The sequence below is a fragment of the Luteimicrobium subarcticum genome (genome assembly GCF_002798015.1).
In the GTDB taxonomy this organism is placed as follows: Bacteria; Actinomycetota; Actinomycetes; order Actinomycetales; family Cellulomonadaceae; genus Luteimicrobium; species Luteimicrobium subarcticum.
Genome location: NZ_PGTZ01000008.1, coordinates 313,328 through 331,640 on the forward strand (window position 1 = coordinate 313,328; position 18,313 = coordinate 331,640).

Here is an 18,313-nt window from a genome sequence, read left to right on the forward strand (position 1 = left end):
AGACCCCCCCCGTGGACCGACCCGCAGGGACCGCTGCGCGCGTCGCCGCCCGTCGCCCACACGACCCGCGTCCGGCTCGCTCGCCGGACCGCACCGCACACGTAAGGACGGACCATGCACGCAGTCGGCGTCGACATCGGTGGCACCAAGATCGCGGCCGGGGTGGTGGACGAGGAGGGACGCATCCTCGCCAAGACCCGCCGTTCGACGTCCCCGGACGACGTCGCGAGCATCGACCGCGCGATCGCCGAGGTGTACGAGGAGTTCTCGGAGCAGTACGCGGTCGGCGCCGTCGGCGTCGCCGCCGCGGGCTTCGTGAGCACGGATCGCAACACGGTGCTGTTCGCGCCGAACATCGCGTGGCGCGACCACGCGATCGGCGACGCGGTGCGCGGGCTCGTCGGTGCCGACGTGCGCGTCGTGGTCGAGAACGACGCGAACGCCGCGGGCTGGGCCGAGTTCCGGTTCGGCGCGGGCCGTGACGCCGCCGACATGCTGATGCTCACGATCGGCACGGGTCTGGGCGGCGCGGTCGTCACGGACGGCAAGCTCGTGCGCGGCCGCTGGGGCTTCGCCGCCGAGGTCGGCCACGTGCGCGTCGTGCCGGACGGCCACGTGTGCGGGTGCGGCCACAACGGCTGCTGGGAGCAGTACGCGTCCGGCTCGGCGCTGGTGCGCGAGGCGCGGGCCGCGGCCGTGGCCGACCCCGCCCGTGCGGCCGACCTGCTGCGTCGCGCCGGGGGCGACCCGCACGCCGTGAGCGGTCCGGACGTGACAGCCGCGGCGGAGGCCGGCGACGAGCTCGCCCGGGCGCTCATCGCGGAGCTGGGCCGCTGGATCGGCGAGGGCGCCGCGTCGATGGCGGCGGTGCTCGACCCGGAGATCGTCGTGGTGGGCGGTGGCGTGGCCGACGCGGGCGACCTGCTGTTCCCCTCCGTGAACGCCGGCTTCCTGGCGCAGCTCTCGGCGCGCGGGCACCGGCCGGAGGCGCCGATCGTCGGGGCGACGCTCGGCAACGACGCGGGCATCGTCGGCGCGGCCGACCTTGCTCGTCAGGACTGACCAGCTCGTCAGGGCTGACCCGCTCGTCAGGCCCGGGTGCCGTCAGACGACGGCGCCCGGGCCGTCGTCGTCCTGGCGTTCGTGCGGCATGCGCCACACCAGCACCGCGATGCCGGCGAGGAACAGCACGCCACCGATCGCGCCGACCAGCCGCGGGAACGGGCGCACGACGAGCAGCAGCACGAACAGGACGGCGGGGACGCCCGCCACCGCGCCCCAGGCGAGGTTCTTGAGCGGGTCGCGTCCCAGGACGGGCGGCGGCTCGGGCGGCTGGTAGTGCGACTCCGCCTCTTCGAGCGCCTCGACCTCGTCGGACGCGGGCCAGTCCCGGGGGCCCGGCGTGCGGACCCACGGCGCGACGTCGAAGGTCCCCCACCCGGCGGACGGCGCACCGGGACCGGGACGGCCCTCGGCATCGTCGACGCTCCCGTCGACCTGGAGGTCGGCGACGAGCTCGTGCCAGCGTTCGTCGGCCCAGGCATCGGTCCACGTGGACTCGTCGTGCGCGTCGTCGCGCGGTGTCGGCGTGCCGTTGGGATCGGACATGGAACCACTCTAGAGTCGTCGGGACGTCGCGGAAGGGTCCGCGGCACCGGAAGGCGGACGACGTGTACTACTGGCTGCTCAAGAACGTGCTCGTGGGGCCGTTCCTGCGGCTCGCCTTTCGTCCGTGGTCGCGTGGGGCCGAGCACGTCCCGGCCGAGGGCCCCGCGATCCTCGCGAGCAACCACCTGGCCGTCATCGACTCGTTCGTGCTGCCGCTGACGATCCGCCGCAAGGTCCAGTTCCTCGGCAAGTCGGACTACTTCACGGGCTCCGGGTTCAAGGGCCGGCTCGTCGCGGGCTTCATGCGCGGCGTCGGAACCGTGCCCGTCGACCGCAGCGGCGGCCGGGCCGCGGAGGCGGCCCTGCTCACAGGCAAGCAGATCCTCGCCGGCGGTGACCTGCTGGGCATCTACCCGGAGGGCACGCGCAGCCCGGACGGCCGCCTGCACCGCGGCAAGACGGGCGTCGCCCGGCTCGCGATCGAGACCGGGGCGCCCGTGATCCCCGTCGCGATGGTCGGGACGGCCGAGGCGCAGCCGATCGGCCGCAAGGTGCCTCGGCCCGTCAAGATCGGGGTCGTCTACGGCGAGCCCCTGGACTTCTCGCGGTACCAGGGCATGGAGGACGACCGCTTCATCCTGCGGTCGGTGGCCGACGAGATCGTCTACGCGATCCTCGAGCTCTCGGGCCAGGAGTACGTCGACATCTACGCGGCGACGGCGAAGGCGCGGATCGCCCAGGGCTTCGCGGTCGACGCGGGCCAGGTGCACGCCCCGGCGGCCCCCGGTGGACGACCCGTCCCGGAGGTCGCGTCCGACGCCGCGACCGGTCCGCGGGACGCGCCCGACGCGGTCGCGCCGCGTCAGTAGACTGCAGACCGATCCCCGGCGCGGACCCTTCCCGCGCCACCCGGCAGCCGCGCCCGCGGTCGGCTGCCCTGACGAGAGGTTGGTCGCATGTCGGTCCGTCGTGTCGCGCTGCTCACTGCAGGCGGCTTCGCCCCGTGCCTGTCCTCGGCCGTGGGCGGCCTCATCGAGCGGTACACAGAGCTCGCGCCCGAGGTCGAGATCATCGCCTACCAGTACGGCTACCACGGTCTGCTCACGGGCACGAAGGTCGTCGTCGACGACGAGGCCCGCAAGAAGGCCGGCGTGCTCCACCGCTTCGGCGGCTCGCCCATCGGCAACTCGCGCGTCAAGCTCACGAACGCCGCCGACTGCGTCAAGCGCGGCCTCGTCCAGGAGGGCCAGGACCCGCTGCAGGTCGCCGCGGAGCAGCTCAAGGCCGACGGCGTCGACGTCCTGCACACCATCGGTGGCGACGACACCAACACGACGGCCGCCGACCTCGCCGCGTACCTGCACGAGAACGGCTACGAGCTGACCGTCGTCGGGCTGCCCAAGACGATCGACAACGACGTGGTCCCGATCCGTCAGTCGCTCGGTGCCTGGACCGCCGCCGAGGAGGCCGCGCACTTCGCCGCCAACGTCATCGGCGAGCACCGCAGCGGGCCGCGCATGCTCATCGTCCACGAGGTCATGGGTCGGCACTGCGGGTGGCTCACCGCGGCCGCCGCGCAGAAGTACCGCGAGTGGCTCGACCTGCAGGAGTGGGTGCCGTCGATCGGCCTCAGCAAGGACCGCTGGGACGTGCACGCGGTGTTCCTGCCGGAGCTGGCCCTGGACATCGATGCGGAGGCGGAGCGCCTCAAGACGATCATGGACGAGCGCGGCAACGTCAACATCTTCCTGTCCGAGGGTGCGGGCATGCACGAGATCGTCGCGCAGCTCGAGGCCGCGGGCGAGACCGTGGAGCGCGACCCGTTCGGTCACGTCAAGCTCGACACCGTGAACCCCGGCCAGTGGTTCGCCAAGCAGTTCGCCGCCAAGTTGGGCGCCGAGAAGGTCATGGTCCAGAAGTCCGGCTACTACTCGCGCGCCGCTGCCGCGAACGCCGAGGACCTGCGTCTCATCAAGTCCATGACGGACCTCGCGGTCGACTGCGCGTTCCGCGGCGAGTCGGGCGTCATCGGCCACGACGAGGAGAACGGCGACCGGCTGTCCGCGATCGCGTTCCCGCGCATCGCGGGCGGCAAGCCGTTCGACGTGTCGCAGCAGTGGTTCGGCGACCTCCTCGCCGGCATCGGTCAGCCCCTGGTCGCGGCGACGGCATGACCGTGAGCGCTCCCGGCGTCGGGACGGACGTCACCGGGCTGGACTCGTACCGCGACCGGGTCGCGTTGCAGCAGCCGACCTGGCCCGACGCCGGGGCGCTCGCGGCCGCGACGGCCGAGCTGGCTGCTGCGGCGCCGCTCGTGGTGCCTTCGGCCGCAGACCACGTGCGGGACCGGCTCGCCGCCGTGACCCGGGGCGAGGCGTTCCTGCTCCAGGGCGGCGACTGCGCCGAGTCGTTCGCGGAGGCCAGCGTCGAGCGGGTCCGCAACAAGGTCCGCACCATCCTCCAGATGGCGGTCGTGCTCACGTACGGCGCCTCGATGCCCGTCGTGAAGATGGGACGGATGGCGGGCCAGTACGCCAAGCCGCGCAGCTCCGACACGGAGACGCGCGACGGGGTGACCCTCCCGGCCTACCGCGGCGACATGGTCAACGCCTTCGAGTTCTCCGAGGCGTCGCGCATCCCGGACCCGCAGCGCCTCGTGCAGGCCTACCGGATCTCGGGCGCGACCCTCAACGTGGTGCGCGCCCTCACCGAGGGCGGGTTCGCCGACCTGCGCCGGGTGCACGAGTGGAACCAGGGGTTCATGCAGAACCCCGCCTACGCGCGCTACGAGTCGACGGCCGCCGAGATCGACCGCGCCATCCGGTTCATGGACGCCTGCGGCGCGGACTTCGATGCGCTGCGCACCGTCGAGTTCTTCGTCGCGCACGAGGCGCTCCTGCTCGACTACGAGCGCGCGCTCTCGCGTGTCGACCCGCGCACCGGCGCCGCGTACGACACGTCCGGCCACTTCCTGTGGATCGGCGAGCGCACGCGTCAGCTCGACGGCGCGCACGTCGAGTTCCTCTCGCGCGTGGCCAACCCGATCGGTGTGAAGCTCGGCCCGACCACGGCGCCGGACGACGCGCTGCGCCTCATGGACCGCCTCAACCCCGACGGCGTCGCGGGCCGGCTCACGTTCGTGGCGCGCATGGGGGCGGGGAAGGTCCGCGAGGCCCTGCCGGCGCTCGTCGAGGCCGTCCGCCGCGACGGCCGACCCGTGGTGTGGGTCACCGACCCGATGCACGGCAACACCATCACGTCCGACTCGGGCTACAAGACCCGCCGGTTCGGTGACGTGCTGGACGAGGTCGCGGGCTTCTTCGAGGTGCACCGCGCCCACGGCACGGTGCCCGGCGGCCTGCACGTCGAGCTCACCGGCGACGACGTCACCGAGGTGCTCGGCGGGTCGGAAGAGATCGACGACGCCGGGCTCGCCCGCCGCTACGAGACCCTCGTGGACCCGCGGCTCAACCACCAGCAGTCGCTCGAGATGGCGTTCCAGGTCGCGGAGATGCTCCGGGTCTGACCGGCGCGCACGTCGTCGACGGCCGGGTCAGAAGACCGTCAGCGTGACCGTGCTGCCCTTGGGTGCCTGCGACTTCCCGCCGGGCGACTGGAAACGGACCCGGTCGAAGAACCCGCCGGCGAACTTGGACACCTTGACCTTGAACCCGGCGTCCTGGAGCTTCTTGCGGGCGTCCTTGGTGCTCTCGCCCGTCACGTCCGGGACGTCCACCATCTCCGGACCCTTCGAGACCACGATCTCGACCGTGTCGCCCCGGTGGGCGGCCGTGCCGTCCGTCGGGCTCTGGGACATGACGGTCCCTGCGGGGATCGTGTCGTCGTTCTTCTCGGTCGCCGAGACCTTGAGGCCGAAGTCCGCGAGGGTCTGGGTGGCGACGTCCTCGGTGCTGCCGGTGACCTGCGGCACGTCGACGGGCGCGGGTCCCTGCGAGACGACGACCTTGGCGTGCGTCGTGTGCGGGACCGTGCTGCCCTCCTTCGGGGTCACCGAGACGACCGTCCCCTTCGGGACCGTGTCGGAGTAGGCGCTCGTCGGTGTCGGGACGTCGAAGCCGGCGCGCTCGAGCGCCGAGACCGCCTTGTCCTCGCCGGAGCCGACCACGCCGTCCGGGACGGTGATCTTCTCGATCCCCCGCGAGACGGTCAGGTCGACCGGCCCGTCCTTGTGCGCCTTCTCACCCTCGCCGGGGTCCACGGACACGACGTCGCCGCGCGGCACGTCGTCGTCGAAGGCCGTGGTCACGGCGCTCTCGAGGCCGACCGCCGTGAGCGCCGCCTCGGCGTCCGCCTGGCTCACGCCGACGATGTTGGTGGGCACGGCCGTGTACGCGCCGGGGCCGTAGCCCTGCCACCAGGTCCAGCCGCCGACGGCGAGCGCGAGGACGAGCACGACCAGCAGCGTCCACCGGACGGGGTGCCTGCGTCGCCGGGGAGGGGTGGGTGCGGGCGGCACGCCGAGGTCACGGTGGACGTCGTAGGCACGGGTCGTGGCCGGCACGGTGCTGAACGCGGCGGTCGGGATCGCGTCGAGGGGAGCGCCGTCCGCCCCGGGGGGCGTGTCGAGGGCGGCGTCCGTGGCGCGTGCGGCACCGGCGACGACGCCCGCGGCGAACACTGTCGTCGCCGCGTCGTCGGTCTCGGCCGGGGGGACCTCCGGGGTGGTGCCTGTGGCGCCCGCCACCGCACCGTCCGCCGCCCCGGCGCCCGTCTCGACGGCCGGCGGGTCGACGCGGCGCTCGAGGTCCGCGGGGGACAGCGCGGCCCGCGTCTGGCGGACCAGGTGCAGCGCGGCGGTCGCGTCGCGCGGACGGTCGTCGGGGTCGCGCGCCAGGAGCGCGCACACGAGCTCGTCGACCTCGACCGGCATCCACCACACGGAGCGCGACGGCGGCTCCGCGTCGGCGTTCACGTGCTGGTACGCGACCTGGATGGGGGTGGAGCCGCGGTGCGGGTGGCGACCCAGGAGCATCTCGTACGCGAGCACGCCGACCGCGTAGACGTCCGCCCGGGTGTCGCCCTGGCCGGACGTGATGACCTCGGGGCTGAGGTACGCGACCGTGCCGAGCACGGTCCCGGTCGCCGTGGCCGTGACCTCCGTGACGGCACGGGCGAGCCCGAAGTCCGTGAGCTTGACGCGGCCCTCCTCGGTGAGGAGGACGTTCTCGGGCTTGACGTCCCGGTGGACGAGGCCGACGCGGTGCGCGGCGGCCAGCGCCTCCAGGACCTCCTCCAGCAGCGCCAGGGTGTCGCCGAGCGTGAGGGTCTGCTCGGTGCGCAGCCGGCGGCGCAGGTTGGTGCCGGGGACGAACTCCATCGTGAGGTAGGAGACCTCGCCGTCGAAGCCCTGGTCGTGCACCGCCACGAGCCCGGGGTGGGTCAGGCGGGCCGCGGCGCGCGCCTCGCGGCGGAAGCGCGAGACGAACTCCGCGCCCTCGACGCCCTCGGCGAGGTGCGCGTGCATCACCTTGAGCGCGACGTTGCGGTCCAGCCGACGGTCGACGGCCAGGTACACCGTCGCCATGCCGCCCCGGGCGATCCGGGACACGACCTCGTAGCGTCCGTCGACGAGGGTGCCGACGAGCGGGTCGGAGATCGTGGTGGCCACGGTGGAAGTGTACGGACCGCGAGCCGTCGCGCGTGTCATGGCGCGGCCGTGCGCCGTAGGCTCGTGCCGTGAGCGACACCACCCCACCCGACGCAAGCGCAACGACCGGCCCGACCCTCGACGGGCTCGTCACCGACTGGCTGACCCTGCCCGAGGTGGCCGAGCGCCTCGACCTCGACGTGATGCGGGTGCGACAGCTCGTGCGCGAGCGCCGCGTGCTCGCGGTGCCGCACGGCGATCGGGGCGTCCGTCAGATCCCCGAGCTGCTGCTCCTCGAGGGGTCGCCGTGGGAGGTGATCCCGGCGCTGCACGGGACGGTCGTCCTGCTCGACGACGCCGGGCTCCCGGACGACGAGATCCTCGAATGGTTGTTCACGGTCGAGCCGGCGCTGGGCGTGCGCCCCGTGGACGCGCTGCGCGGGGGCCAGCGGGCCGCAGTCCGGCGGATTGCGCAGAGCCTGGCCTGACGGCGAGCCGTCTTCCTGCGGGAGACGTCAGGCGTCGCGCTCCACGAGCAGGCGCGCGAGCTCGAGCACGACGCCGCGCCCGGGCTCCACGAGGGGGAGCGCCGCGAGGCCCGCGGTGGCCGCGTCGCCGAGCTCCGTGATCAGCGCCTCGACCGACGCGACCGCCCCGGTGCGCACGAGGGCGCCGCGGACCGTGTCCACGTCGTCGTCCGTGAGGTCGCGCCGCCCGAGGGCGCCGCGGACCGTCGCGCCGTCGGCGGGGGAGCCGGCCGCGAGCGCCCGCGCGACGAGCACGGTCCGCTTGCCCTCGCGCAGGTCGTCTCCCGACGGCTTGCCGGTGCGGCTCGCGTCGCCGAAGACGCCGAGCAGGTCGTCACGGAGCTGGAACGCCTCACCGAGACCGAGGCTCACCGCGCCCAGCGCCTCGACCTGGTCCGCCGGGGCGCCCGCGAGCGCGGCGCCGAGCTGGAGCGGGTGGACGACCGAGTAGCAGGCCGACTTGGCACGCAGGACGCCGCGGGCCCGGTCCTCGTCGAGCGCCGGGTCGTCGCCCCACGCCACGGCCTGCGCGTGCACGTCGAGGAACTGTCCCGTCGTGACGACGCGCTGCATCTCGTCGAACAGGTCTCGGGCCGCGCGACGGGCGTCCACCGGGAGCGTGTCGCACGCGTCGGCGAAGACCGCGCCGGCGAGGACGAGCGCGAGGTCGCCGAGCAGGATCGCGGCAGACGTCCCGTAACGGTCCGCGTCGCCGGACCAGCCGGCGGACCGGTGTGCGGCGGCGTGCACCACGTGCGCGCTGGGCAGGCCGCGACGGGTGTCGGAGTCGTCCATGACGTCGTCGTGGAACAGCGCGGCCGCCTGGAAGAGCTCCAGGGCGGCACCCACCTGCAGGGCACGGGCGCGACCGGCACCCTCGGGCTCGCCGCCGTGCGCGCGCCACGACCAGTAGCACAGGGCTGCGCGCATGCGCTTGCCGCCCGACAGCATGGCGGCGAGGGAGTCCGCGAGGACGATCGCGTCGGTGCCCAGGTCGGCCAGCCGGCCGCGCTCCGTCTCGACGACCTGCGCGAGGATCCGGTCGACGCCCGCTCGGACGGCGTCACGGTCGACGAGGGCGGGGGATCCGGGCATGGGCGTCACTCTACCGAGCGGTGGTCGGGGCCCCTGCCAGGTGGTTCCTCACCCGTCCGTGGAGGTCGTGGACGGGCTCGCGGAACGTGTCGCCGACGCCTTCTTCGTCGTCGCGTCCCGGGGCGCCGGGACCTGTCCGCTGATCGTCACGAGGCGGTCCGACGTCTCGTCCACCACCGCCACCACGAGGAAGTCCGCGAGCTGCACGTCGCCGACCTCGCCCGTCGCCGTCGTCGACGTCGTGCGCCGGAACGTCGCGCCCGCGTCCGCGCCGCCCACCCGGTCCGACACGCGCGTGAAGCCGTGCGCCTCGAGCGTGCGGGTGCACGCCGCGAGGGCCGACCTCGTCGACGCCGACGTCCGCAGGCTCAGCGACACCTGGAGGTAGGCGCCGTTCTCGACCGGTTCGGCGGAGCTCGACAGCACCTGCGCACCGGCGAGCTCGGGGACGAGCTCGGCCGGGTACGCGGTGGTCAGCGCTCCCGCCGTGGACCCGGCGGCGTACGAGGGCAGCGCCGACCCGGAGGCGGCGGCGCTCGGTGCGGTCGGGCCGGGGTCCGACAACGACCCGACCTTCCACGCGAGCCCGCTGACCACGAGCCCGAGTCCCACGACGAGCATCGCCCGGACGACGCGCCGTCCGCGTCGTCCACGGCGCTCGTGGACCCGCCGGGACCGGCGGGTCGGCGGGGCGCTGCTCGGGGTGGTCATCGGGTCACCGTAACGGGTCGGCGGGTCGACGCCCCCATCCGTCGTCCGGTCGCCGACCGTGGCAGCGGGCGTGAAGCCCGACGCCGCCGCGCCGGGCCGTCCACAGGTGGTAGCCGCCGCCGCAGGGGGACGTCCCTGGGTGCTGCGATCGCTGCATGGAACCCCACGACGACACGCTGACCGTCTCCGTCCGCGACCCGCGCGACCTGCTCGCGTACGTCCCCTACCGGCTCGGCTTCCGGCCGCGCGACAGCGCCGTGGTCGTCTCGTTGCGCCCGCCCCGGTCGCGGGTGGGCCTCGTGGTGCGGGTCGACCTCGCCGACCTGCTCGACGTGCGCCGCGGCCGGCCGCTCGCCCGGACCGTCGCGCACCACCTCGCGCGGGACGGCGCCGAACGGATCGTCGTGGTCGCCTACGCCGACCGGGTCGACGACCGGGTGCGGGAGGCCCTCGACGTGCTCGACGACGAGCTGGCCGTCACCGCACCGGTGACGGCCCGGTGGGCGGTCACGGCGACCGGCTGGTCGAACCCGGACTGTGACGACCCGACGTGCTGCCCGCCCGGCGGTCACCCGCTCGCCGAGCTCGACGCGAGCCCCGTCGCGGCCGAGCTCGTCCTCGCCGGCGTCTCGGTCGCCGCGTCGCGCGACCACGCGTACGCGCTGCCCGTCGCGGACGAGCCCGCCCGCCGGTCCGCCCGCCGGGCGGCCGGCCGCTGGAGCACGACGCACGGACGGCCCCCGCTCACGGCCGACGCCCGGTCGGCCGGGCTCGCGGCATGGCGCGCCGCGCTCGACCTCGTCGTCACGGGTGCGGACGTCCCCGCGCCGGCGGCGGGTCGCGTGCTCGCCGCACTGGAGGACTCGACGGTGCGCGACGCTGCGCTGCTCTGCCTGGTGCCCGACGCGGGCGACCACCCCGAACGGCTCGCGGCCGCCGACGGACCGGGGCTCGTCGGCTGCGAGCCCGCCACCGTCGACGCCCTCGCCCGCATCATCGGTCCCCGCGGCGAGGCGCCGGAGGCCGACCTCGTCGAGCCCGTGCGCAGGCTCCTCACGACGCTCGCCGCCCACGCCGCCGGGACGCGCCGGGCCCCCGTCCTGACGCTCCTCGGCTTCCTGGCCTGGTGGACGGGCGACGGGGGGCTGGCGCGCGCCCGCGTCGACGCGGCGCTCGCGGTCGACGGCGGTCACCGGCTCGCCGTGCTCCTCTCGCAGATGCTGGACGCCGGCATGCCGCCGGGGTGGGTCCGCGCGGAGCACGCGCTGCTCCGGTAGCGTCGGACCGCGGGCGGACGCGAAGGAGGAGCATGACGATCGTCGTGGGGCTGTTCGAGACGGCTGAGGGGCAGGCCGCGGTGGCGGCCGCGACCGCGGAGGCGGCGCGCCGCGGTTCCGCTCTGGTGCTGGTGTGCCCGTCCGCGCAGGACGAGGCGGCGCTCGCGGCGGTACGGTCCGCGGCCGAGCGGGACGCGGTGGCCCTGGACGTGGTACCCGCGGACGTCGGCGACGACCTGGCGTCGACGATCGTCGACGTCGCGGCGAGCCGCGGCGCGGAACGGGTCGTGATCGGCCTGCGCCGCCGCAGCCCCGTCGGCAAGCTGATCCTCGGCGCGGGCGCGCAACGCGTCCTGCTCGACTCGCCGTGCCCCGTGCTGGCGGTCAAGCCGGACGGGTCCGTCGTCCGCTGAGCCCGTCCGGCCCCGGCAGGAATAAGCCCGCGACCGGCGGGGTTGTGAACTGACGTCCCCGACACGCCTGTCGGGATGCCGCCGACGGCGCGCCGACGCGGCCGTCCGGGGCGTCCTGGTCGGTACAATAGGGGGGAGCCGTCGGCACCCCCGACCCATGACCTCGCAAACCGCCCCCCTGTCGAAAGGTCGTTCGTGGCGCCCGTGACTTCTGACAACACCCTCCCGCGCGAGTTCGAGAACCCTGCCCTGCGCGACCTGCTGCAGCGTGGAACGTCGCTCGGCAAGGTCGACGCCCAGAGCGTCCGGGTGGCGTGCGACGAGGCCGGGATCTCCGACCCGAAGCGGCTGCGTGCCGTGATGCGCGCCCTGGCCGGTGCGGGCGTGGAGGTCGAGCTGGGCGCGGCGAAGGTCGCGGCTGCGACGAGCAGCACGTCCGGTGCGACGACGCGTGCCCGCGCCCCGCGCAAGACGGCGGCTGCGCCCAAGACCACCGCCACGGCCTCGGCTGCCGCCGACGCCGAGCCCGCTGACGACGAGGCCGCACCCGCGAAGCCCGCCCGGACGCGCGCTGCCTCGACCGCGAAGGCCGCGGGCACCAGGGCCGCTGCGACCAAGGCGGCTGCGACCAAGACCACCGCCGCGAAGACGACGGCGGCGGCGAAGGCGAAGGCTGCCAAGGCGGCGAAGGACGCCGACGCGGACGACGAGAACATCGACGTGAGCGACCTCGAGGTCGACGAGTCGACCGAGTCGACCGACGCGGAGGGCGCCGAGAAGCCCGCTGCGGCCACGTCCGACTCGGACGACGAGTCGGGTGACAGCGGCTTCGTCTACTCCGACGCGGACGACGACGACGCCCCGGCCCAGCAGGTCGTGACCGCCGGTGCGACGGCCGACCCGGTCAAGGACTACCTCAAGCAGATCGGCAAGGTCGCGCTCCTCAACGCGGAGCAGGAGGTCGAGCTCGCGAAGCGCATCGAGGCCGGCCTGTTCGCCGAGGAGAAGCTCGCCAAGGAGTACCCGAGCTACGACCGCACCAAGGCGGACGCCACGACGCGCACCCTGGTGCGCGAGCTGCAGTGGATCTCCGCCGACGGCAAGCGTGCGAAGAACCACCTCCTCGAGGCGAACCTGCGTCTCGTCGTCTCGCTCGCCAAGCGCTACACGGGCCGCGGCATGCTGTTCCTGGACCTCATCCAGGAGGGCAACCTCGGTCTGATCCGCGCCGTCGAGAAGTTCGACTACACCAAGGGCTACAAGTTCTCGACGTACGCGACGTGGTGGATCCGCCAGGCGATCACCCGCGCGATGGCCGACCAGGCGCGCACCATCCGCATCCCGGTGCACATGGTCGAGGTCATCAACAAGCTCGCCCGCGTGCAGCGCCAGATGCTCCAGGACCTGGGCCGCGAGCCCACCCCGGAGGAGCTGGCCAAGGAGCTCGACATGACGCCCGAGAAGGTCGTCGAGGTCCAGAAGTACGGCCGTGAGCCCATCTCGCTGCACACCCCGCTCGGCGAGGACGGCGACAGCGAGTTCGGTGACCTCATCGAGGACTCCGAGGCGGTCGTGCCGGCGGACGCGGTGAGCTTCACGCTCCTGCAGGAGCAGCTCCACGGCGTGCTCGACACGCTCTCCGAGCGCGAGGCAGGCGTCGTGTCGATGCGGTTCGGCCTGCAGGACGGCCAGCCGAAGACGCTCGACGAGATCGGCAAGGTCTACGGCGTGACGCGTGAGCGCATCCGTCAGATCGAGTCGAAGACGATGTCGAAGCTGCGTCACCCGAGCCGCTCGCAGGTCCTGCGCGACTACCTGGACTGAGCCGCCCGCACCAGCAGACCCAGGGGCCCGGACGCCGTACGACGGCGTCCGGGCCCCTGTCTCGTGCCCGGGGCGGGGTCGTGCAGGCTAGGCTGCCGCGGTGCCCCCACGTCGTCCCGCCCTCGTGCGCCGGCACCTGCCCGGGCTCGTGGTCGCCGGCGTGTTCTTCGTCGTCGCGACCGTCTACGCGCTCAGCCGCTACGCCCAGCTGCTCGACGGCGCGTACGACCTCGGGATCTTCGACCAGGTCGTCCGGGCGTACAGCCACCTGCGCGCCCCGATCGTGCCGATCAAGGGCGACGACTACCTGATCTTCGGCGACCACTTCCACCCGATCCTCGCCACCCTCGCGCCGTCGTACTGGGTGTGGGACGACGCGCGCGCCCTGCTCGTCGCCCAGGCCGCGCTGCTCGCCGCGTCCGTCCTCGTCGTGTGGCGGTTCGCTCTGCGCCGCCTCCGGACGCGCTGGGTCGCCACTCTCGTCGCGATCGGGTACGCGTTCGGCTGGGCCGTCCAGGGCATGGTCGACTTCGACTTCCACGAGGTGGCGTTCGCCGTCCCCCTGATCGCCTGGGCGATCGACGCCCTCGACCGTCGCCGCGACGGCGAGCTGTTCGTCGCCGCCGCGCTGCTCCTGCTGGTCCGCGAGGACATGGGCGTCGTCGTCGCCGCGCTCGGCGCGATCCGGCTCGTCCGCGGCCTGGTCGCCCGCGGACGGTCGTCACGGATCTGGCCGGGAGCGGTCCTGGTCGTGGCGGGGACCGCCGCGTTCGTCCTTGTCGTCGGCGTGGTCGTGCCCGCCCTCAACCCGCACGGCACCTACTCCCACTGGGACTACACGGGCCTCGGCCCCGACATCGGGTCGTCACTGCGAGCGATGGTCACGCACCCCGCGCACGCGCTGCACCTGCTCGTCACACCGTCGGTCAAGCTCTGGACCCTGTTCTGGCTGCTGCTGCCGGTGGCGTTCCTGCCGTTGGCCTCGCCCTACACCCTCGTCGCCGTGCCCCTGCTCCTGCAGCGTTTCCTGGACGACCGGCCGTTCCTGTGGACCGTCCACTTCCACTACAACGCGCCCGTCTGGGTCGTGCTGGTGCTCGCCGCCGTGGACGGCTGGTGCCGGCTCCCACGGACCCTGCGCCGCCCCGCCGTCGGGCGCCCGCTCGTCGTCGTGCTCGCCGCCCTCCCGCTGGTGGCGTCGCTCGTCCCCGTCGCCTCGTGGACGAACCAGTTCCCCTTCGGGCGCCTCGTGACCGGTGCGGCGTTCCGCACCCCCGCGCACGCGGGCGACGTCGCCCGCGCCGTCGCGTCCGTCCCGGCGGGCACCTGCGTCGTCGCGAGCTCGTCCCTCGCGACGCGCCTCGACCGCGACCACGTCGTCACCCTCACCGAGGTGTCGGCCCGCCACCAGGACTACCTCGTGCTCGACCTCACGGCGCACGAGGGCGACCGGTTCAAGCTCGTCGACGACGTCGCCGACATCCAGCCCGGGCCGGTCTACCAGCGGGCGCTCGAGGACGGGTGGACGGTCGTCGAGCGGTCCGGCCCGGTCGTGGTGCTGCGGGCTCCGGACCGCTGGGAGCCGTCGGCGGCCTGCACCCCCTGACCTACCGAGCGCTGCGGCAGGGCTTCCGGGCGTCCGGTACCCGTGGGGGACGAGCGAGGGCCCGGCCGGAGATCTCCGGCCGGGCCCTCGGGGCTCGGTTCGCCGACGCGGCGGTGGACGCGTCGGACGGTGCGCTCAGCGAGCGCCGTGCGCTGCGAGCAGCTTGTCGGTCTCGTCGTGGACGTGGGTGGCAACCCCCTCGTACGCGCCGGCGTGCTCGCGTGCGTGGTGGGCGCAGAAGAGGAGCTCACCGACGGGAAGGCTCACGCGGACGTAAGCCTGTGCCCCGCAACGGTCGCACCGGTCGGCTGCGGTCAGGGTCTGGGTCGTCGTGCTCACGAGAACATGTAACCATCCGCGGCCGCGTCGCATGCCCGTACGGCGCCGCGTTCGCCCACCGCGTAGAAGTGCAACGTCCTGTGACCTGGCCACCGGGTCGGTGCGCAGCCCTTGCGGAGCGCCGCGCACGGCGTGTCCCCTCCAGCGCCTACGCTGGGACCCGTGACGACCACCTCCGCCGAGTCCAGCTACACCGCCCGGCACCTGTCCGTCCTCGAGGGTCTCGAGGCGGTGCGCAAGCGCCCCGGCATGTACATCGGCTCGACCGACTCTCGCGGTCTGATGCACTGCCTGTGGGAGATCATCGACAACTCGGTCGACGAGGCACTCGGCGGCTTCTGCACGAAGATCCGCGTCGTCCTGCACGCCGACTCGTCCGTGACGGTCGAGGACGACGGTCGCGGCATCCCCGTCGACATCGAGCCCAAGACGGGTCTGACGGGCGTCGAGGTCGTCTACACCAAGCTGCACGCGGGCGGGAAGTTCGGCGGCGGCTCGTACACCGCGTCCGGCGGCCTGCACGGCGTCGGTGCGTCGGTCGTGAACGCGCTGTCCTCGCGCCTGGACGTCGAGGTCGACCGCGGTGGCAAGACGCACCGCATGACGTTCCACCGGGGCGAGCCGGGGACGTTCGCCGACCCGAAGGCCGGTCCAGGCCCCGAGAGCCCGTTCACGCCGTTCGTGGACCGGTCGGAGCTCACCGTGGTCGGCAAGGTCGCCCGCGGCCGCACCGGGACGCGCGTGCGTTACTGGGCCGACCGGCAGGTCTTCCCGAAGTCCGCGGTGTTCTCGTACGACGAGCTCGTGACGCGCGTGCGCCAGACCACCTTCCTGGTGCCGGGGCTCGCGATCACGGTGCGCGACGAGCGCGGGGTGCCGGGCACGCCCGGCGAGGACGGACCGCACGAGGAGACGTTCCAGCACAGCGGGGGAGCCGTCGACTTCGTCGAGTTCCTCGCGCCGGACGCGGCGGTGACCGCGACCTGGCACCTGGTGGGCGAGGGCACCTTCAAGGAGACCGTGCCCGTCCTGGACGAGCGGGGGCACATGTCGCCGCAGGAGGTCCAGCGCACGTGCGAGGTCGACGTCGCGCTCCGCTGGGGCACGGCGTACGAGACCGAGGTCCGCACGTTCGTCAACATCATCGCGACGCCGAAGGGCGGGTCGCACCTCGCCGGGTTCGACCAGGGGCTGCTCAAGGTGGTCCGCAAGGCCGTCGAGACGAACGCGCGTCGACTCAAGATCTCCGCGAAGGACGCCGGCGACCGCGTCGAGAAGGACGACGTCATGGAGGGCCTGACGGCCGTCGTGACCGTGCGTCTCGCCGAGCCGCAGTTCGAGGGCCAGACCAAGGAGGTGCTCGGCACGGCGCCGGTGCGCGCGATCGTGGCGCGGGTCGTCGAGCAGGGCATGCAGGGGCTGTTCTCGTCGCCCAAGCGCGACGACAAGACGCAGACCTCGCTGCTGCTCGACAAGGTCGTGGCCGCGATGCGCACGCGCGTGTCGGCGCGCAAGCAGAAGGAGATCTCGCGGCGCAAGAACGCGCTCGAGACGTCGTCCCTGCCCGCGAAGCTCGCCGACTGCCGCAGCGACGACGTCGAGCGGTCCGAGCTGTTCATCGTCGAGGGTGACAGCGCCCTCGGCACGGCCAAGCTCGCGCGCAGCTCCGACTTCCAGGCGCTCCTGCCGATCCGCGGCAAGATCCTCAACGTCCAGAAGGCGTCCGTGTCGGACATGCTCCGCAACGCGGAGTGCGCGGCCATCATCCAGGTGCTGGGCGCCGGGTCCGGACGCACCTTCGACCTGCCGGCCGCGCGCTACGGCAAGGTCGTGCTCATGACCGACGCCGACGTCGACGGCGCGCACATCCGCACCCTGCTGCTCACCCTGTTCTTCCGGTACATGCGGCCGCTGCTCGACGCCGGGCGCGTGTACGCCGCCGTCCCGCCGCTGCACCGCGTCGAGCTCCTCGGGTCCGGCTCCCGCAAGGGGGAGTACGTCTACACGTACTCCGAGGCCGAGCTCACCGCGACGCTCAAGAAGCTCGACAAGGCCGGCCGCCGGTACAAGGACGACATCCAGCGGTACAAGGGCCTCGGTGAGATGGACGCCGACCAGCTTGCGGAGACCACGATGGACCCGCGCCACCGCACCCTGCGCCGCATCACGTCCGCGCACGCCGAGTCCGCCGAGCGGGTCTTCGAGCTGCTCATGGGGTCCGACGTCGCGCCGCGCAAGGACTTCATCGTCGCCGGGGCGAGCGAGCTCGACCGCGACCGCATCGACGCCTGACGCAGGTTTCCGCGTCCCAGGGCGCACGTCCGATCACTCGGGCGTGCGCCCTCTCTGCATGCCCGTGGGGCCCCGGAGGCCGGCGCGCGCTCAGTGGTCGAGGGGGTCTTCGACGAGGTGGGTGGTGCGGGTGACGACGGTGAGGTGGTGGGTGGGGCTGGTGGTGGTGGCGGTGCCCGTGGCGTCGTGCCAGGTGGTCTGGCCGTGGACGCGGAAGCGGACGGTCCAGGTGGTGGTCAGGGTGATGGTGGTGGGTCCGGTTTGCTTCCGTCCGACGTGCCAAACGCCATGACCTTCCATCCAGCAGTCGAGAAGACGACGGTGGCGCGGACCTTCGCGACGGCCGGTGCGTGACGGTTCTCCTTCCCCGAGACGATGACGACGGCAGCGTCCTGTTCGACGGTTGCGTCGACGACACGGGCGCCCGTCAGCGGGTCAGCGGATCCCACGTGCGTGACGGTTGGCCGGATCGCTCCACCCGTGTAGCTGTCTCCCTTCTCGCGATGGTCCGCGGACGCCGTGCGCACGCGCCGGCAGTACTCGCTCGTGTCGTAGTTGCACATCGCGTCGAACGCGGTCATGTCGTGGGTTGCCATCACGTAGGGATACAGCGAGATGAAGTAGGCGACCGCGGCCCGTGCCCCGGCAGCGGTGTCGCGGTTCATCGCTGCGGGCCGTTCGGGCGCCTCGTCCGCCGCCGTCGCCGAATGCTGTGTGGACGAGGGGCGGGTGCTCGGGGTGGGGCGCGCCGTCGTGGTCGGCGCCTCCCACGGCGTGGTCGCTCGCGGCGTCGTCGCGGCCGTCGGCCACGGCTTCTCGGCGCGGGCGTCGTCGCCCGTAGTGCACCCGCCGAGCAGCACGATTGCCGCCGAAGCGAGTACCGCACCGGCCATGAGACCGGCAGTGCGCGGCCGGCGCCGACCGGAACGTTCGGGTGCCGGAGAGACGGGCACAGGGCCGGCGGGTGCGGAGCGGACGGGTCTGGTGCGTGCGGTCATCGGTCCCCCTGACGT

16 protein-coding genes are annotated in these 18,313 nt (G+C 73.5%); 10 read left to right on the forward strand and 6 right to left on the reverse strand.

Annotated elements, in window-relative coordinates:
- The first annotated feature begins 114 nt into the window (after positions 1–114).
- Complete coding sequence (locus CLV34_RS10240; protein WP_100350174.1) at positions 115–1,062, forward strand: ROK family glucokinase; 948 nt, start codon at positions 115–117, stop codon at positions 1,060–1,062.
- Between the two features lie 42 nt (positions 1,063–1,104).
- On the opposite strand, the gene CLV34_RS10245 is transcribed toward CLV34_RS10240, so the two are convergent.
- Positions 1,105–1,608, reverse strand: a complete 504-nt coding sequence (locus CLV34_RS10245) for a hypothetical protein (RefSeq protein ID WP_100350175.1) — start codon at positions 1,606–1,608, stop codon at positions 1,105–1,107.
- 62 nt (positions 1,609–1,670) lie between these two features.
- Between CLV34_RS10245 and CLV34_RS10250 the strand changes: the two genes are divergently transcribed.
- The 3 genes from CLV34_RS10250 (at position 1,671) to CLV34_RS10260 (ending at position 5,134) form a co-directional block, all read left to right on the forward strand.
- Entirely contained in the window at positions 1,671–2,477 is an 807-nt protein-coding gene (locus CLV34_RS10250) for a lysophospholipid acyltransferase family protein (protein WP_100350176.1), read from the forward strand.
- 87 nt (positions 2,478–2,564) lie between these two features.
- Entirely contained in the window at positions 2,565–3,782 is a 1,218-nt protein-coding gene (locus tag CLV34_RS10255) for a pyrophosphate--fructose-6-phosphate 1-phosphotransferase (RefSeq protein ID WP_100350177.1), read from the forward strand.
- A complete protein-coding gene (locus tag CLV34_RS10260) occupies positions 3,779–5,134 on the forward strand; it encodes a class II 3-deoxy-7-phosphoheptulonate synthase (RefSeq protein WP_100350178.1) in 1,356 nt (451 codons plus the stop codon). The genes CLV34_RS10255 and CLV34_RS10260 overlap by 4 nt, the downstream gene beginning before the upstream one ends.
- A gap of 27 nt (positions 5,135–5,161) precedes the next feature.
- On the opposite strand, the gene pknB is transcribed toward CLV34_RS10260, so the two are convergent.
- Positions 5,162–7,237: a Stk1 family PASTA domain-containing Ser/Thr kinase gene (gene pknB, locus CLV34_RS10265; protein ID WP_100350179.1), complete on the reverse strand. Its 2,076-nt coding sequence runs from the start codon at positions 7,235–7,237 to the stop codon at positions 5,162–5,164.
- 68 nt (positions 7,238–7,305) lie between these two features.
- Here pknB and CLV34_RS10270 point away from each other — a divergent pair, with 68 nt between their 5' ends.
- Positions 7,306–7,704, forward strand: coding sequence for an Rv2175c family DNA-binding protein (locus CLV34_RS10270; RefSeq protein ID WP_100350180.1), 399 nt, complete (start codon positions 7,306–7,308; stop codon positions 7,702–7,704).
- Between the two features lie 27 nt (positions 7,705–7,731).
- On the opposite strand, the gene CLV34_RS10275 is transcribed toward CLV34_RS10270, so the two are convergent.
- Both CLV34_RS10275 and CLV34_RS10280 read right to left on the reverse strand, forming a co-directional pair.
- On the reverse strand, positions 7,732–8,838 hold the full coding sequence (locus CLV34_RS10275) for a polyprenyl synthetase family protein (protein WP_100350181.1): 1,107 nt from the start codon (positions 8,836–8,838) through the stop codon (positions 7,732–7,734).
- A gap of 48 nt (positions 8,839–8,886) precedes the next feature.
- On the reverse strand, positions 8,887–9,549 hold the full coding sequence (locus tag CLV34_RS10280) for a hypothetical protein (protein WP_157803788.1): 663 nt from the start codon (positions 9,547–9,549) through the stop codon (positions 8,887–8,889).
- A gap of 155 nt (positions 9,550–9,704) precedes the next feature.
- On the opposite strand from CLV34_RS10280, the gene CLV34_RS10285 reads away from it, so the two are divergent.
- The 4 genes from CLV34_RS10285 to CLV34_RS10300 all read left to right on the forward strand — a co-directional run bounded on the left by CLV34_RS10285 (position 9,705) and on the right by CLV34_RS10300 (position 14,669).
- On the forward strand, positions 9,705–10,826 hold the full coding sequence (locus CLV34_RS10285) for a DUF4192 domain-containing protein (protein WP_100350183.1): 1,122 nt from the start codon (positions 9,705–9,707) through the stop codon (positions 10,824–10,826).
- Between the two features lie 32 nt (positions 10,827–10,858).
- Entirely contained in the window at positions 10,859–11,239 is a 381-nt protein-coding gene (locus CLV34_RS10290) for a universal stress protein (RefSeq protein ID WP_100350184.1), read from the forward strand.
- Between the two features lie 195 nt (positions 11,240–11,434).
- The gene (locus tag CLV34_RS10295; protein ID WP_245859169.1) at positions 11,435–13,063 is read left to right on the forward strand and encodes an RNA polymerase sigma factor; all 1,629 of its coding nucleotides are present in this window, start codon (positions 11,435–11,437) and stop codon (positions 13,061–13,063) included.
- A gap of 100 nt (positions 13,064–13,163) precedes the next feature.
- On the forward strand, positions 13,164–14,669 hold the full coding sequence (locus CLV34_RS10300) for a DUF2079 domain-containing protein (protein ID WP_100350186.1): 1,506 nt from the start codon (positions 13,164–13,166) through the stop codon (positions 14,667–14,669).
- Between the two features lie 135 nt (positions 14,670–14,804).
- On the opposite strand, the gene CLV34_RS10305 is transcribed toward CLV34_RS10300, so the two are convergent.
- On the reverse strand, positions 14,805–15,041 hold the full coding sequence (locus CLV34_RS10305; RefSeq protein ID WP_100350187.1) for a DUF7455 domain-containing protein: 237 nt from the start codon (positions 15,039–15,041) through the stop codon (positions 14,805–14,807).
- 129 nt (positions 15,042–15,170) lie between these two features.
- Between CLV34_RS10305 and CLV34_RS10310 the strand changes: the two genes are divergently transcribed.
- The gene (locus CLV34_RS10310) at positions 15,171–17,300 is read left to right on the forward strand and encodes a DNA gyrase/topoisomerase IV subunit B (protein WP_100350188.1); all 2,130 of its coding nucleotides are present in this window, start codon (positions 15,171–15,173) and stop codon (positions 17,298–17,300) included.
- Between the two features lie 236 nt (positions 17,301–17,536).
- Here CLV34_RS10310 and CLV34_RS10315 read toward each other — a convergent pair whose 3' ends face one another.
- Positions 17,537–18,298, reverse strand: coding sequence for a DUF6318 family protein (locus CLV34_RS10315; protein ID WP_342747217.1), 762 nt, complete (start codon positions 18,296–18,298; stop codon positions 17,537–17,539).
- Positions 18,299–18,313 lie beyond the last annotated feature (15 nt).

What these genes read in the sequence shown, in the direction of transcription:
- CLV34_RS10240 (WP_100350174.1), top strand. Translation starts at nt 115, where the DNA reads ATGCACGCAGTCGGCGTCGACATCGGTGGCACCAAGATCGCGGCCGGG.
- CLV34_RS10245 (WP_100350175.1), bottom strand. Translation starts at nt 1,608, where the DNA reads ATGTCCGATCCCAACGGCACGCCGACACCGCGCGACGACGCGCACGAC.
- CLV34_RS10255 (WP_100350177.1), top strand. Translation starts at nt 2,565, where the DNA reads ATGTCGGTCCGTCGTGTCGCGCTGCTCACTGCAGGCGGCTTCGCCCCG.
- CLV34_RS10260 (WP_100350178.1), top strand. Translation starts at nt 3,779, where the DNA reads ATGACCGTGAGCGCTCCCGGCGTCGGGACGGACGTCACCGGGCTGGAC.
- CLV34_RS10275 (WP_100350181.1), bottom strand. Translation starts at nt 8,838, where the DNA reads ATGCCCGGATCCCCCGCCCTCGTCGACCGTGACGCCGTCCGAGCGGGC.
- CLV34_RS10280 (WP_157803788.1), bottom strand. Translation starts at nt 9,549, where the DNA reads ATGACCACCCCGAGCAGCGCCCCGCCGACCCGCCGGTCCCGGCGGGTC.
- CLV34_RS10285 (WP_100350183.1), top strand. Translation starts at nt 9,705, where the DNA reads ATGGAACCCCACGACGACACGCTGACCGTCTCCGTCCGCGACCCGCGC.
- CLV34_RS10290 (WP_100350184.1), top strand. Translation starts at nt 10,859, where the DNA reads ATGACGATCGTCGTGGGGCTGTTCGAGACGGCTGAGGGGCAGGCCGCG.
- CLV34_RS10305 (WP_100350187.1), bottom strand. Translation starts at nt 15,041, where the DNA reads ATGCGACGCGGCCGCGGATGGTTACATGTTCTCGTGAGCACGACGACC.
- CLV34_RS10315 (WP_342747217.1), bottom strand. Translation starts at nt 18,298, where the DNA reads ATGACCGCACGCACCAGACCCGTCCGCTCCGCACCCGCCGGCCCTGTG.